A 15,653-nucleotide genomic window follows, 5' to 3' on the forward strand; every position below is an offset into this window, starting at 1 on the left:
CTTTTTAAAATTAATCGTGTTGACCGTTGTAATAAGTGTGCCATTTGCCTTGCACCTTCATCACTTGCTCGATGACTTCCCGTACGGCCCCTTTTCCACCATTTTTATGGGATATGTAGTGGGAAATCGCTTTGATCTCGGGACTTGCATCTTGCGGGCAAGTGGGCAAACCTACACGTTGCATCACATGGTAATCGGGAATGTCATCGCCCATGTATAAAACGTGCGCAGGATTGATTTGGTATAATTCGCAGTATTCCGTAAAAGTTTCCACCTTGTCGGGTGTCCCCAAATAAATATCAGTAATGCCCAAATTGCGCAAACGAATCCGAACACCTTCATTACTTCCCCCCGAAATAATACACACCGAATATCCACTTTCAAGAGCGGCTTTCATGGCAAAACCATCGCGAATATGCATCTCGCGCAGCATTTCTCCCGTGGGCGACACATGTACGGTACCGTCGGTTAATACGCCATCGACATCAAAGACAAACGTCGTAATGTCATTCATAACTTCTTTATAGCTTTTGGACATGATCAATAATGGATTGGGTAAGTAATTGATAAATTTCTTTCGGATAAGGTTGTGTGAGCATCGATTGGTGTCGTTCCAAGGTAGCTGTATCGCCTCGAAGTGCCGGACCTGTTTGGGCTTGCGTAGGAGTGAGGGTCTGTACTTTGGCTGCGGTTTCCAGTATCAAGGGTTTGAGTACTTCAAAGGAAACACCATGTTCTGCGCAAAGGTCAGCGCCCAATTGATACAAGTGATTTGTGAAATTGCAAACAAATACGGCCGCCAAATGCAAGGCTAAGCGTTGCTGTTCATCGATAGAAAAAATGGCACTGGATACGGTACGCGCAAGTTGCTCTAAAAGGAGATAGTCTTCTTTTTTGTCAGCTTCAAGACAAAAGGGTATCGTGCTGTAATCCAATGGTTTTCCTTTGGTAAACGTTTGCAACGGATATAAAACTCCGCTGCGATGATGCTTCGGAAGTACGTGCATTCCAGTGGCACCCGAGGTGTGTACCACCAATTTCCCTGTTCCCGGAATTTCATGCCCCAGTGCAGCAATGGCATGATCACTCACAGCCAATACATACACTTCTGCGTCGGCAATTTCGTTCATCGAAGTCACTACGGGACAGGAGATTGGAAGCGAATGTAACGTCTCGGGGTGACGCGCAACCACCTGAACCAGCGACTTTTGAAAAGCTTGAATCAGATGCTGTGCCACATTTCCAGAGCCAATAATGACCAATCGTATCATGGTCGTAAAGGTAGTAAAAAAAGGGAATTTGCCAATTGACGCATGCTTTCACAACATTTCCTAATATTCCTTTAAATTCCACACTTTCGCCACCATGCTTTTTATTTTTTGCGTTACTTTTGCGTAAATTTTAAAATAAAATGGCGAATCGAATTCTAGCGCTCTTGTTTTCCACCCGTTTAATGGCGGTTTTGTTCATCTTGTATGCCGCCGCTATGGCCGCAGGAACGTTTATTGAGAGTGCTTACAATACCGACACGGCTCGGATTTGGGTCTACAATACCCGTTGGTTTGAGCTTATTCTTTTCTTTTTCTTGATTAACTTTATGGGAAACATCAAGCGCTACCAATTGCATTTGCGTAAAAATTGGGCTACCTTGTTGCTGCATCTTTCCTTTATTTTTATCATTATTGGCGCCGGAATTACCCGTTATATCAGTTACGAAGGGATGATGCCCATCCGTGAAGGTGAAAGTGCCAATCAGTTTTATTCCGATCGTACCTTCCTTACCGTTTTGGTCGATGGAAATTATAAAGGGGAACTAAAACGACGTGTTTTAGAAAAACCATTAATTCTCTCTGAGGCAGTGTATCCACCCTTTGCCTCCAATCATTTTGCCCTCGAAGAACGTTTTGACACGGTTCCGTTTACCATTGAATACGACAGTTTCTTAATGAATGTGAAGGAATCCATTAAAGCCGATCCGAAAGGGAAATTGTATTTTAAACTGGTTGAGGCGGGCAATGGCGAACGACACGAACATTACTTAGCAGAAGGCGAAGTGCAAAGTATCCACGGCTTGTTATTTGCGTTTAACAAACCCATGGAAGGCGCCATCAATATCACTTCTGATGGTTCGAATTCAACGATTAAAACGCCGTTTGCAGGTAACTTTATGCGCATGGCAGACCAGTTAAAAGGTGAGGTAACAGCTAATACCGAGGCGGCATTAATGCTACGATCCTTATATAATGTAGGCGGCTCGCAGTTTGTTTTTCCCGAGCCTCCGATGCGTGGCGTAAAAGATTTTGTTTCTGGGGGTGATTACAAAGCCAAAAACTCCGATGATGCCCTCACCGTTCAGATTCGTACGGGGGGTAAAACCGAACGGGTGACCTTAGTGGGATCAAAAGGGAAAACCGGCGAACCTCGAATTATTAAAGTGGGCGATTTAGAATTTACACTTCAATTTGGAAGTAAGGTTTATGAATTGCCGTTCTCCATGAAGTTGAACGATTTTATCGCCGATAAATATCCAGGAACAGAAAAAAGTTACTCTGCATTCAAGAGTATCGTAACCGTTATCGATAAAGAAAAAAAGACCGATGCCGAGATTTATATGAATCATATCTTAGATTACGGAGGCTATCGTTTTTTCCAATCTTCATTTGATCCCGATGAAAAGGGAACCATTCTTTCCGTGAATCACGATTTTTGGGGTACATTGATTACCTACATTGGGTATTTCTTGTTGTTTTTTGCCATGTTGGCCATTTTATTCGACAAAAACACCCGCTTCGCAAGTTTAAAACGAAAGTTAGGACAACTCAAAGAACAGAAAGCTGCCTTAACACTTCTTTTATTGTTTGGCTTTTCAGGTTCCCTATCCGCGCAGCATTCAGATCATGACGGACACCAACATGCTCCGGCCAAGCCCCAAAAAGAGGTGGTGTTCAACTATTTGGACTCGGTAAAAAAATACGCGGTTCCTGAAAAACAAGCGGCTCAATTCGGACGTTTAGTCATTCAAGATGAAGGAGGACGGATGAAACCTGTCAACACGTTTTCCTCCGAATTATTACGAAAAGTGAGTAAAAGCGATACCTATGAAGGACTTAATGCCGATCAGGTATTCCTTTCTATGGTGATGTACCCAAAAGCCTGGGAAAATTTACCCATCATCTATTTGAAACGCGGGAACGACAGCATTCGTAAGTTAATTGGGGTGGACAAAGAAGCAAAGTACGTTCGTTTTAAGGACTTTATCACCCCAGAAGGGAATTACAAATTATCGCCTTACCTCGATGATGCCTACAAAACGACCAACCCCAACAATTTTCAAAAAGACTTTGTGGAGGCCGACAAGAAGATCAACCTCATGTTTAGCGCCATGTACGGTGGTATTTTGAAAATATTCCCCGTGCCCAATGATAAAGGCAACAAATGGGTTTCTTTCATGGAAATCAATCAGCCCACGGGAACGGATTTGGATAAAATTAAAAATGCCTTTCCGTATTATCTCAATGAGTTAGGCAAAGGCGCTACAACCCAAAACTATACGATGGCCAATACCTTGCTTCAAGGGATTGAAGATTATCAAAAGAAGTTTGGAAAAGCCGTTCGTCCCTCCGACGATCAAATCACTTCCGAAATATTGCTCAACAAATACGATGTGTTCCGCAGTTTGTTCACTTGGTATATGTTGGCAGGAAGCCTGATGTTGATCTTAGTGATTGTTCAAATTTTCACCAACAACAAACCGTTGCGCTATGCGATCACTACTTTTCATGTAATCATTGGTCTTTTGTTTGCAACCCATACTTTAGGTTTAATCGCCCGTTGGTATGTGTCGGGACATGCGCCTTGGAGTGATGCCTACGAAAGTATGATTTATGTAGCTTGGGCGACGATGTTTTTCACTTTAGCGTTTGATAAAAAGTCGAAATTAACCATCGCTGCCGGAACTTTTGTGGCTTCCATGATTTTGATGGTCGCGCACATGAGCTGGATGGATCCACAGATTGCCAATTTGCAACCCGTATTGAATTCGTATTGGTTAATGATCCACGTAGCGGTGATTGTGGCCAGTTACGGTCCATTTACGTTGGGAATGATTTTGGGAATTGTGGCTATGTTCTTGATGTTGGTGACCACAACCAAAAATAAAAATGCCATGGAATTGCATATCAAGGAAATTACCTATATCAACGAAATGGCGTTAACCATTGGTTTGGTGCTCTTGACCATTGGTAACTTTTTGGGGGGACAGTGGGCCAATGAGAGTTGGGGACGCTATTGGGGTTGGGACCCAAAAGAAACCTGGGCTTTAATCAGTATTATGGTGTATGCTTTTGTGATTCACGCTCGATTAGTCCCTGGTTTGCGCGGATTGTTTGCATTTAATTTTATGAGTGTTTTGGCATTTGCGTCTATTTTGATGACTTATTTTGGGGTCAATTTCCACCTTACAGGGATGCACTCCTATGCGACAGGAGAAAAACAAAATGTAGATATCTATATTCGAATTTTTGTCGTCTTTATGGTGTTTGCGTCTTTTGTATTTTGGCGCTATCGAAAGCTTTACGCCAAGCCCAAAAAAGCTTAATAAACGGTAAAGAAAAAGGTTCAACGTATATGGTTGAACCTTTTTTTTGGATTTGGGGGTGTAAAAAGGGTTAGACTTTTCCGAGGGTATACAGTTGCTCCATAGTAGGTGTGGCGCTACCTCCCGCAGGTTCAAGAGTAATTCCAAAGGCTTGGGCATCACCGGTAGTTTCTACGGCAAATACTTTAGCTGGATTTTTGGTAAAATCGTTAAGCAAACCAATACTTGTTGGTGTAAGCGTTGGAGTTAACTTAAGCGACCATATCTGATACACTTTACCTTTGGGCGGTTCAGGTAATCCTGAGGCATCTACATAGACCTGTTGTGTTTTTTGGTTCCAATAAATAGTCGCTGTGGCTTGAGGGGCAACCGTTTGTCCCGCCAAGGCTACTACCGTATTTTGACGATCGCGAATTACTTGTAACGCGACTTCGGTCTGTTGCTTTTCGAGGGTTAACGTGACAACCGATTTTTGTAAATTCGATTTTTCCGTTTCGGTCGATTTTAATTGTGTAGCCACGGTGTTGTTCTGGTTGTATTGGAAAACAACACCCAACAACAAGGCGATCGAGGCAGCCCAACCCAAGTAGGTGCTCGTATTTCGACGGCGAGTTATTGGGATTACAGGGGTTGATGCGAGCGCCAAGGATGTTTTTAACCGTTCAAAAACACCGGCTGATAGGGCAGGAGCGAGACTGGAGGAGAGATTGATAACCGATTTTTCAATGGCAATGATCTCCTCATTAACCTCATTTTCCTGTTTCGCCAAGGACGAAATTTCTGCCGTTTCTTCTGCTGTTAAAACGCCGTAGACATACAATTCGAGTTGTCCAGATTCAATTATTTCTGCTGCTTTCATGATACGTTCAAATACGTTCTTAAATCATTTATACAATTCCGATTTTGGGTTTTTACCGTCCCGAGAGGAAGATTCAGTTCTTCTGAAGCCTCTTGCTGAGTATACCCTTTGAAAAACAACAAATCCAATAACTGGATGCATTTGGGTTTTAACTTTTTTACAAAATCTTTAATCCCAATGGTGTCAATGCGATGGTTCATGCGACTGTTGTCTCCTACCATAGATACGAAGTTTTCTACCGATAGGTTTTTTTGACTGTTGTTGTAGCCTTTAGAACGGAGTTTATCGATGGCTGTGTTGCGCGCAATGTTTAAAATCCAAGTGTAAAAACGACCTTTACTGTCGTTGTAACTGTCGATGTTTTTCCAAATTTTGACAAAAGCTTCTTGCAGCACATCTTCGGCTTCTTCCGAATCTTTAATTAAATTCGAAATCACCGCAAATAAACTTTTGGAATACATGTCGTACATCGTGGTAAAAGCCCGCTCATCTTTATTTTGTAAGAGCGGAATCAATTGTTCCTGAGTCATAATAGCGTCTATTAGTTTCACAAATTTTATTTAGAGTTTTATCATCTACGTAAGTTGGAATCTTTTGGTTTTTATTTTTTTGAAAATTAACATAAATTTTGGAGGTCTCCCGTTAAAGTGTTTAATTTTTTTATTGTAATTTTAAACAAAAATACTTCATGAAACTAAAACTAATCACCGTTGCCCTAATTTATGGTTTGCTCTCTTGCAAACAAAGTGAAAATTCGGTAGCCCAAGCTGCTATTTCGGCGACACAAAACGAAACCCCTATGGCCAAAGAAACGATTTATCAATTTAAAGTAGAAGATTTGGAAGGCAATACTTTTGATTTTTCTTCTTTAAAAGGAAAGAAAATTTTAATTGTAAACACAGCCTCCAAATGTGGATTAACCCCACAGTACAAAGATTTGGAAGCCTTGTATCAAAAGTTTAAAGACAAAAATTTTGTGATTGTTGGATTTCCAGCCAATAATTTTGGACAGCAAGAGCCGGGAACCAATGCCGAAATTGCTACTTTTTGTCAAAAAAATTACGGCGTCAGTTTCCCTATGATGGCCAAAGTATCGGTAAAAGGAAGCGATATGTGTGCAGTGTATCAATTTTTAACCCAACAATCCCGAAACGGGTTGCAAGACAGTCGCGTTGAATGGAATTTTCAAAAGTATCTCATCGGTGCCGACGGTCATTTGGAGCAAGTAATTTCGCCTCAAGTTTCCCCCATGGATGCCAAGATCGTGGATTGGATTTCCAAATAATAATTTCCCCTGTTCGTCAGGGGATTTTTTTTGCACAATGATGACAAAAAAATCCGTACTTTTACCACCCAAACAGCACACTTCTCCATGAGTCAAAAACTACTACTCAATGCTACCGAAGTACACATTATCCTGCATCGTTTGGCTTGTCAGTTGATCGAGAACCATTCCGATTTTCAGCATACCGTATTGATAGGATTGCAACCGCGCGGCAAATACTTGGCGCAACGGTTAACCCAATTGTTGCAAAAAGACTACGGAGTTCATGCCATTCGATTGGGATTTCTAGACATTACTTTTTTTCGCGATGATTTCCGACGCAGTGGAAAACCTTTGGAAGCCAATAAAACACAAATTGATTTTTTAGTCGAAAATCAAAAGGTCGTTTTTATTGATGATGTATTGTTTACCGGACGCAGTATTAATGCTGCGCTCACGGCCATTCAATCCTTTGGACGTCCATCGGAAGTGGAATTACTAACCCTAATCGACCGCCGATTTAGCCGTCATTTACCCATTCAGCCCGATTACCGTGGTCGTCAAGTGGATGCCATCAACGATGAAGTTGTCAAAGTTTGTTGGCAAGAAAAGGAGGGCGAAGATGCCGTTTATTTGGTCACACAACCTTAATGCAACACACCCATGTCTGATCTTTCTGTCCATCATTTGCTCGGCATCAAATATCTAAAAGAACAAGATATTCAACTGATTTTTGAAACTGCCGATCATTTTAAAGAAGTCATCAACCGACCCATCAAAAAGGTTCCTTCCCTTCGCGATATAACCATTGCCAATATCTTTTTTGAAAACAGTACCCGTACGAAATTATCATTTGAATTGGCTCAGAAACGACTGTCTGCCGATGTCATCAGTTTTTCGGCAGCCCAATCGTCGGTGAAAAAAGGGGAGACCCTCATCGATACAGTGAATAATATTTTGGCCATGAAAGTCGATATGGTGGTCATGCGTCATGCGCACCCTGGAGCCGCTCATTTCTTGGCACAACAGGTTAAGGCAAGCATCATAAATGCCGGTGATGGCGCACACGAACATCCTACGCAAGCTTTACTCGACAGCTACTCCATACGCGAACGGTTGGGCGATGTGGCTGGAAAAAAAGTGGTCATTGTGGGCGATATTTTGCACTCGCGGGTGGCCCTTTCCAATATCTTTGCCCTCCAAATGCAAGGCGCCGAAGTTCGGGTATGTGGTCCGAAAACGCTCATTCCAAAATACATTGAAAGTTTGGGCGTCAAAGTAGAATCCAATTTGCGTCAAGCCCTCGAATGGTGTGATGTAGCGAATATGCTTCGTATACAAAACGAACGCTTGGATGTCTCGTATTTTCCCTCTACACGGGAATATGTGCAGCAATATGGCGTAAATCAAACGCTTTTAAATTCTTTGTCCAAAGAAATCGTAATCATGCACCCGGGTCCCATTAATCGCGGGGTAGAAATTACCTCCGAAGTCGCCGATGGTCCCCATTCGGTAATCTTGGATCAAGTCGAAAACGGCGTGGCCATTCGTATGGCAGTTATCTATTTGTTGGCTTCAAAATTAAAACCCTAATGAAAGTAGAAATAAAAGGACATACCACGATTCTGCGGGATACTGTCGAACCCATAGCCGATTTTTGTGCAAAAGTAACCCGAGAGCACGGGCAATTTGTAGCCCAAAATCTTATCATTGATTTGACACCTATCGAAGTTGATTTGGCCGCAGTTAAACTTTTTTCTCCTCTGGCAAAAGCACACCAAAAAGGAAAAAAGTCATTTGTCATCGTAGTGAAAGCCATTGATTTTAACGCTGTGCCAGCGCATTTACATGTCGTGCCTTCGTTGCAAGAAGCCCATGACATTATCGAAATGGAAGAAATTGAACGTGATTTAGGATTTTAATATGAGCAATAAAACATTTGTTTACCTCTACACCGTTGTGTTATTCGGACTCACATTTCTCTTTGTGCGGCGGTTGTTTGAAAACATAAAAACTGGCGACTACGACTATCTAAAGTTGGGACTTAATTTGGGAATTATCATTGTTTTGATTCTAAAAATTGTGCGCCTTGGGAAAATTGAAAACCAAAAAACCGATTCGTAATTGAAACTCACTGTCCTCGGATGTTATGCCGCTACACCGCGTACTTTTTCTAATCCCACCGCACAGGTATTAGAAATCAAAAACCATATTTTTTTGATTGACTGCGCCGAAGGAACACAAGTCCAGTTGCGAAAAAGCAAGATTAAGTTCTCCAAGATCAATCATATTTTTATTTCCCATTTGCATGGCGATCATTTTTATGGACTCATTGGACTTATTTCAACCTTTATGTTGCTCAACCGTGAAAACGATTTGCATGTATACGGTCCCAAAGGCATCAAGGAAATCATCTTATTGCAATTACGCGCCTCAGGTTCGTATACCGGCTACAATTTATATTTTCATGAGTTAGAATCCACCACCTCCGAAATCCTCTATGAGGACGAAAAAGTTCGCGTATCAACGATTCCACTTCACCATCGCGTCTATACCAACGGTTTCTTATTTCAAGAAAAAAATAAAGAGCGAAAACTGAATATCCCTGCCATTACCGAGTTGGAAATTGAACCGGTGTATTTTCGAAAAATTCAATACGGCGGCGACATTACCCTGGAAGACGGCCGCGTAATACCTAATGCCGATCTGACTTTTGACCCAGCCGTAGCGCGCAGTTATGCCTATTGCAGTGATACGTGTTATGATGAGCGCATCGTACCGTTGATTCATGGGGTGGATTTGTTGTACCATGAAAGTACTTTTTTGGAAAATGAGTCGCATCTCGCCGAACGAACCTTACATGCAACAGCCAAGCAAGCGGCTTCCATCGCCAAGCAAGCCGAGGTTCATCAATTGCTTTTAGGGCATTTTTCTACCCGATACGGTTCGACGGAACCTTTTAAAACCGAAGCCGAAAGTATTTTTCCGCAGGTCTGGTTGGCCGAAGATGGGAAAGAATTTGAAATCCCCCAGCGGTAAACATTACCTACTTTTACCGTAATTTTGTAAAAAAAAGTCATGCACGATTTAGGCGATTACCGTAAAAGTTATACCAAAAGCGAACTGTTGGAAACCCAAATTCCAGACGATCCGATCAATCTATTCCATCGCTGGTTTCATGAAGCCGAAGATTTCGGTGGCGTCGATGAAGTCAATGCCATGACGGTAGCAACTATCGGATTGGACGGTTTTCCCAAATCGCGTGTGGTATTACTCAAAAAGTATAACGAAGAAGGCTTTATTTTTTATACCAATTATGAATCCGAAAAGGGGAGGGCTTTGGCCGTGAATCCTCAGGTGTGCCTATCTTTTTTCTGGCCAGGTATCGAAAGACAAGTGATTATAAAGGGAATCGCCGAAAAAACTCCAGAGGCCGTATCCGATGCGTATTTTGACTCACGACCCGACGGGAGTAAATTAGGAGCCATCGTCTCCGCACAAAGTCAACCCATTCCTTCTCGCGCCTTTTTGGATGAAAAACTAAAAGATCTTGAAGAAGCCTTTGCACAGCAACCCATTCCAAGACCTATGCATTGGGGTGGTTATCTGGTCCGTCCGCAGTCGGTCGAATTCTGGCAAGGGCGCCCCAATCGACTTCATGATCGTATTCGATACACACTGCAAACCGATTTCAACTGGAAAATGGAGCGCCTCTCTCCTTAATTTGTAAGAAAATTACTCTAAAAAAATAATTTTAAGTGCATTTCATCGATTTTATTTGTCACTTTAACGGCATAGTAGTAAGTTTGGGTAACCAAATCAAAACAACGTTCATCAATTACTAACTGACAAGATATTTGCCCCACATCTATCCGTCAAAACTTAACCTACTACTATGAAAGCAAAACTACTTAGAATGTTTTTACCAATCGCATTGGTGTTTACATTAGTATCGTGTTCCAAAGATGAAGAAGCAACTTCAACCAACGATTATCGATTAGTCACTGCTTATGATTACACCGCAGAGGAAACGGATTTAGCGACCCGTTTAAACGATTACCGTGCTAGCCAAGGACTAAACCGTTTGGAAATCGTAAACCACATCTCTTTCAAATCCTTTGAGCATAACGAATACATGATTGAAAACAATGTTGTAAGTCACGATCTTTTTGAATTGCGTGCCGACAATATCAAGCATGTGTTGGGCGCTGTAAAGGTAGGTGAGAATGTAGCGTACAATTTTTCAACACCTGCTTCGGCTTTAAATGCATGGTTGAACAGCCCAGGCCACAAAGCCAATATCGAAGGCGATTACACCCACTTTGGCATATCGATTACCATAAATCCAGCCAATGGTCGCCGTTACTTTACGAACATATTTATGAAAAGATAATTGATTTATAGTTTTGTTTGATTTTGAAATGACCACTCTCCGGAGTGGTTTTTTTTTGTTTTATATTGGGCAGCAATTAGCTTCATCTTTCTCCACAACACGGTCCGGCTTTCGCCTATATCCCCGATTTCCATCGGGGGATGCCGGCTCTATCCGGGCTGAATACAACCTCTTTTTTTCTAGAAACAATAACACAAAGGTTCAACATTTGAGAGCAAAGCTATTGTAAGGCTTTATCGTTGCTTCAAAGCGATATACTAGGATCAAGTTTGATTCGCTACGATATTGAAGCGCTCATAGCCTTAAATCGGTTTTCAACGTCGACTTAAGAAAATGTAACTGTTGTGTTCAATGGGCGTTCAAAATAAAGTCTTCCAATGTTCATTAATCGTTTCATTCATGCATTTATGCAAGGCAATGTACCTAATAATTAGGCGTATCCAGAAAGTAAGAAATAAGTAGTGTAAAGCTGTTAATGCAGTGGACTAGGAAAGGCTATCGTTTTCTCCTTATTTGTAAGAACGAACAACTACAAACGAATGGCAATAGGAGAGGCGTACAATGAAAAACGCCCCACATAAAGTAGGGCGTTTTCGGGTTTAAACAATTTATAATTGCGATTATAATTTAGTAATAATGAATTCTGAACGACGGTTGGCTTGGTGTTGCTCTTCGGTACATTCCGATTTGTTGGTCGGTTCACAAGCACAATCGTTAACCAGTTGCGACTCGCCATAACCTTTTCCTGTCAATCGACTGGCAGCGATACCATTTTTGATCAACCAGGCCACAGTCGACTTAGCTCTGCGATCGGATAAAGACATATTGTACTTGTACGTTTGACGACAATCGGTATGCGAACGAACATCGATTTCCATCGCAGGGTACTGTTCTAAGATATCCAAGATTTTGGCCAACTCAACCGCTGCATCCGGACGGATATTCGATTTGTCTAAGTCAAAGTATATGATTTTAATACCAAACGCTTTGAATAAATCGTCACCAACTGTAACGGGTTTAACGGTACGTTCCATTTCTACAGGAACAAAAGTTTTGCCCGATTCATTTGGAGTCATTAAAGGAGTATCCACAGTGTTGTATTCAGGTAAAGTGGACTTGATATAAAACTTGGTTTCACAATCTTGCGTACCAAAATCAAATTTACCTTCAGCATCGGTTTTCATCTCCTTCAAGATTTTGAAGTTTTGGTCTTGCAACACTACAGATACACCCGCCAAAGGTTTGCCTGTTTCTTTGTCGGTAACAATTCCATGAACCGCTTGCTCACAATCTACCAACCGGGTATTTTCTTTGAAACGGTAAATATCATCATTGCCATTTCCACCATCACGGTTGGAAGAAACATAGCCTGTACGATCTTTGGCGTTGATAATAAAAGCAAAATCATCTTTCGAACTATTTACAGGTTCCCCCACATTGTGGACACGTTTAAAACTTCCATCAGGTTGAACTTTGGCCATAAATACATCCAAACCACCTAAACCAGGGTGTCCGTCAGAGGCAAAGTAAAATTCTCCATCGGCAGCAATCATAGGAAACGTTTCGCGTCCCTCAGTATTGATGACATCGCCTAGGTTTACAGGAGTCCCAAAAGTACCATCGCCGTTGATTGAAACTTTATACAAGTCAGAAACCCCTTTTGTGCCAGGCATGTCTGAAGCAAAGTACAATGTTTTCTCATCAGCGCTTAAGGTTGGGTGAGCCACTTGATAATCTTCACTACAAAAAGGTAATTCTTTAATGTTTACCCATTTACCATTTTCTAAGGTTGCAGTGTAGATTTTTTGTAGCGTCGATCCTTTACTGTTTTTTTCCCGTTTTGTTAAAAAACTGTTTCGTGTAAAGTAAACGGTTTTTCCATCTTTGGTGAAGGCAGAAGTTGATTCATTAAAACGTGAATTCAACCCTTCATTCATACGCTTTGGATTGGATAAAGCTCCTTGTTCTCCCATGTCGGCAGTGTACAAGTTGGTAAAACTTTCTCCTGTCCAAGTGTGTTTACGTTTACCAATTCCTCCCGTATCACGGGCCGTAGAAAAAACAACTTTGTTGCCGTAATAGGCTGTACCATAATCAGAATACTCCGAGTTAATGCCTGCATTTTCAAGCGTAAAACGACCCGAATTTTTCTTGATTTGAGCCATATAATCCTTTTGAGAGGCAGCCAATTTGGCACGTTGCTCATTGCCACTTTTTTGGTTAAAAGCAGCCATCATTTCCTCTGCTTTTTTATAGTCTTTAGTCGCTTTTAGCGCTTGGGCATAGCGAAAATAGTATTCTGGGTTTACCTCTTTGGTAAAAGCGAATAATTCGGTATACCATTTGGCTGCGTTGTCATAATCTCCTTTGTAATAATAGGAGTCTCCTAACTTTTGCAGCATATCTTGAGATTTATATCCCTTCGCAAAAATACGTTCGTAGGTTTTTATCGCATCAACATAGGCGTAGTTATCGTATTGCTTGGTACCCTTAGCCACTTTCTTGTTTTGCGCTGTCAAAGTGCCACAGGTAGCAATTGCGATTAAAGCGATATGTAAAAATTTATTTTTCATGGTGTGCTGGTAATTAGATTAGAAGAATCTTGGTGATACAATTCGATCATCGCGTCTGAATAATTCAAAGCGCAAGAAAATTTCGTGAGATCCTGAGTTATAGTTTGCCAAACGTGTGGTTTCCAAATCATAGGCATAACCGGCAAATAAACCGTCAGTAATTTGAAATCCAACCATAGCACTCATAGCTGCACCCCAACGCCAAGCGGCACCCAACGTTAGTTTTTCTTGAATTAAGAAGTTACCAGAAACATCCAATTGAAAAGGAGCCCCTTCAACCACTTTAGATAAGAAAGCGGGTTTGAACTTTAAGTTGGGTGATAAATCAAAAACATAACCACCGATTAAATAAAAGTTCATTCGCTCTTTATAAACGGCTACATCATTATCATCATAACGTTTAGTTTCAAAGAAATTAGGAACTGACAACCCAACATACGATTTATCAGAGTGGAAATAAACTCCCGCACCAACATTCATACTAAAGTTATTGTTCAAATTTTGTAACAAAGGATCGTTGGGGTTTTGGTACGTCAAACGAGTAACATCCAAGTTGAATAAGTTCCCCGTAGCTTTTACCCCGAACGATAGTTTGTAATTCTCTGAGGTTTGAACCGAATACGAAACATCCGCCGAAATAGTATTTTCAGACGTTGGACCTATTCGATCGTTCACAAATGATAATCCTAGTCCCAAATTGGTAAATTCAATAGGAGTGTTCATCGAAAACGCATTGGTTACCGGTGCTCCATCTAAACCTACCCACTGAGTTCGGTGTAACCCGAAAAAGCTCATCACACCACGCGACCCTGCATAAGCGGGATTGATATTAATGGTGTTATACATATATTGCGTATACTGGGCGTCTTGTTGAGCAAAGCTCATCCAACCCGTTAACAGCATTCCGAAAATTAAAATTCTTGTTTTCATTTATTTGGGTGTTAAATTAACAACCGGGGGTTAGGGCATAACCCCCCGTTGATAGATTATCTTGACAAATACAAATATCCGTTTTTAGTTACAAAGTTACCATCCGCCTTTTTATATTTCAAAATGTAGAAGTAGGTACCTGTTGGTAATTCAGCGGACTGATTTACGGTTGCTCTACCTTCTGAAATTCCACGGAATACTCTTGAAGTGTTGTCGTAATTTGTAGTATCAAATACTTTCACACCCCAACGGTTGTAAATTTCAACTGTATTTTCCGGGTAACATGTAATATCTTGAATATTTTCAATGATAAAGAAATCATTAGCACCGTCACCATTTGGTGTTACTGCATTGTTAACAATGATAGGTTGACAAGCTGGTAATACCGTACAAACTTCATCATTTGCATTAATAGACACTAAGAATTCAATCGGACACGTTGCTGTTGGTAATGTATACTTGATCACATAAGTGTCATCAGGCAATTGGTATGGATTAAATACTCCAGTTGTTGTATTCAAACCTCCTGAGTTGTTCATGTCAGTCCAAGTTCCAGAAGTTGTATCTGTACCAGGGAACTGTGTAGAAATTACTGCAGCAATATCAATTAACAAGGTATTATCATCGGTACAAACAGCTTCAGGATAAGCATACTGGTTTACAGTTGCATTAACAGAAACGTTTACAGTTTGTGTATACGTATTTGTGTTATTACAGCTATCAGAAACTGTCCATGTACGAACAATTGTATACGAACCATTTACTGGTGTTGAGCTTGTTTCATTAAACACCACTATTACCGTAGTAGCACAGTTATCTGTAAACTGTAATTCCGGAACTGCAGGAACTGCATCACATGTCGCACTAATCACAGTTTGATATGCGGTTGCAATCTGCGGTGCTGTTGTATCTTGAACCGTTACGGTTTGAACGTGTGTTGTCGTGTTACCACAAGCATCCGTTGCAGTCCATGTACGAGTCAAAGTGTAAGCACCAGGACAAGAACCCGCAGTCGTTACTTCGTTGAACGTTACGTT

Annotated in this window: 16 protein-coding genes; 9 read left to right on the forward strand and 7 right to left on the reverse strand. The window is 41.2% G+C overall.

Annotated features, from left to right (window positions below):
- Nucleotides 1-10: 10 nt before the first annotated feature.
- Together BUC17_RS13180 and BUC17_RS13185 are read right to left on the reverse strand one after the other, a co-directional pair.
- Nucleotides 11-538, reverse strand: a complete 528-nt coding sequence (locus BUC17_RS13180) for a KdsC family phosphatase (RefSeq protein ID WP_073365281.1) — start codon at nucleotides 536-538, stop codon at nucleotides 11-13.
- Complete coding sequence (locus tag BUC17_RS13185; RefSeq protein ID WP_073365283.1) at nucleotides 522-1,271, reverse strand: Rossmann-like and DUF2520 domain-containing protein; 750 nt, start codon at nucleotides 1,269-1,271, stop codon at nucleotides 522-524. Before BUC17_RS13185 ends, BUC17_RS13180 begins: the two co-directional genes overlap by 17 nt.
- Before the next feature lie 140 nt (nucleotides 1,272-1,411).
- Here BUC17_RS13185 and ccsA point away from each other — a divergent pair, with 140 nt between their 5' ends.
- Nucleotides 1,412-4,597, forward strand: coding sequence for a cytochrome c biogenesis protein CcsA (gene ccsA / locus BUC17_RS13190; RefSeq protein ID WP_073365285.1), 3,186 nt, complete (start codon nucleotides 1,412-1,414; stop codon nucleotides 4,595-4,597).
- A gap of 70 nt (nucleotides 4,598-4,667) precedes the next feature.
- Here ccsA and BUC17_RS13195 read toward each other — a convergent pair whose 3' ends face one another.
- Together BUC17_RS13195 and BUC17_RS13200 are read right to left on the reverse strand one after the other, a co-directional pair.
- Nucleotides 4,668-5,456, reverse strand: a complete 789-nt coding sequence (locus BUC17_RS13195) for an anti-sigma factor (protein ID WP_073365287.1) — start codon at nucleotides 5,454-5,456, stop codon at nucleotides 4,668-4,670.
- Nucleotides 5,453-5,986 (reverse strand): RNA polymerase sigma factor, encoded by a 534-nt coding sequence (locus BUC17_RS13200; protein WP_073365289.1) that lies wholly within the window; start codon nucleotides 5,984-5,986, stop codon nucleotides 5,453-5,455. Before BUC17_RS13200 ends, BUC17_RS13195 begins: the two co-directional genes overlap by 4 nt.
- A 158-nt stretch (nucleotides 5,987-6,144) precedes the next feature.
- Here BUC17_RS13200 and BUC17_RS13205 point away from each other — a divergent pair, with 158 nt between their 5' ends.
- From BUC17_RS13205 to BUC17_RS13240, 8 genes are all read left to right on the forward strand, one after another.
- Complete coding sequence (locus BUC17_RS13205; RefSeq protein ID WP_073365291.1) at nucleotides 6,145-6,741, forward strand: glutathione peroxidase; 597 nt, start codon at nucleotides 6,145-6,147, stop codon at nucleotides 6,739-6,741.
- Nucleotides 6,742-6,828: 87 nt separating this feature from the next.
- A complete protein-coding gene (pyrR, locus tag BUC17_RS13210) occupies nucleotides 6,829-7,371 on the forward strand; it encodes a bifunctional pyr operon transcriptional regulator/uracil phosphoribosyltransferase PyrR (protein ID WP_073365308.1) in 543 nt (180 codons plus the stop codon).
- A gap of 12 nt (nucleotides 7,372-7,383) precedes the next feature.
- Complete coding sequence (locus BUC17_RS13215) at nucleotides 7,384-8,313, forward strand: aspartate carbamoyltransferase catalytic subunit (protein ID WP_073365293.1); 930 nt, start codon at nucleotides 7,384-7,386, stop codon at nucleotides 8,311-8,313.
- Entirely contained in the window at nucleotides 8,313-8,642 is a 330-nt protein-coding gene (locus BUC17_RS13220) for a ribonuclease Z (RefSeq protein WP_073365295.1), read from the forward strand. Before BUC17_RS13215 ends, BUC17_RS13220 begins: the two co-directional genes overlap by 1 nt.
- Nucleotide 8,643: 1 nt before the next feature.
- Complete coding sequence (locus tag BUC17_RS13225) at nucleotides 8,644-8,844, forward strand: hypothetical protein (RefSeq protein WP_073365297.1); 201 nt, start codon at nucleotides 8,644-8,646, stop codon at nucleotides 8,842-8,844.
- Nucleotides 8,845-9,759 carry a ribonuclease Z gene (locus BUC17_RS13230; RefSeq protein ID WP_073365299.1) on the forward strand — a complete coding sequence of 305 codons (915 nt, stop codon included), beginning with the start codon at nucleotides 8,845-8,847 and terminating at the stop codon, nucleotides 9,757-9,759.
- Nucleotides 9,760-9,798: 39 nt separating this feature from the next.
- Nucleotides 9,799-10,443, forward strand: a complete 645-nt coding sequence (pdxH, locus tag BUC17_RS13235; protein ID WP_073365300.1) for a pyridoxamine 5'-phosphate oxidase — start codon at nucleotides 9,799-9,801, stop codon at nucleotides 10,441-10,443.
- Nucleotides 10,444-10,636: 193 nt separating this feature from the next.
- Entirely contained in the window at nucleotides 10,637-11,113 is a 477-nt protein-coding gene (locus tag BUC17_RS13240; RefSeq protein ID WP_234977719.1) for a CAP domain-containing protein, read from the forward strand.
- A gap of 620 nt (nucleotides 11,114-11,733) precedes the next feature.
- On the opposite strand, the gene BUC17_RS13245 is transcribed toward BUC17_RS13240, so the two are convergent.
- From BUC17_RS13245 to BUC17_RS14035, 3 genes are all read right to left on the reverse strand, one after another.
- Nucleotides 11,734-13,686 carry an OmpA family protein gene (locus tag BUC17_RS13245; protein WP_073365304.1) on the reverse strand — a complete coding sequence of 651 codons (1,953 nt, stop codon included), beginning with the start codon at nucleotides 13,684-13,686 and terminating at the stop codon, nucleotides 11,734-11,736.
- 18 nt (nucleotides 13,687-13,704) lie between these two features.
- Complete coding sequence (locus BUC17_RS13250) at nucleotides 13,705-14,616, reverse strand: PorP/SprF family type IX secretion system membrane protein (RefSeq protein WP_073365306.1); 912 nt, start codon at nucleotides 14,614-14,616, stop codon at nucleotides 13,705-13,707.
- Between the two features lie 56 nt (nucleotides 14,617-14,672).
- The coding region (locus tag BUC17_RS14035; protein ID WP_143161816.1) for a T9SS type B sorting domain-containing protein at nucleotides 14,673-15,653 on the reverse strand (981 nt) is incomplete at its 5' end.

Source organism: Flavobacterium fontis (assembly GCF_900129405.1).
Lineage (GTDB): Bacteria > Bacteroidota > Bacteroidia > Flavobacteriales > Flavobacteriaceae > Flavobacterium > Flavobacterium fontis.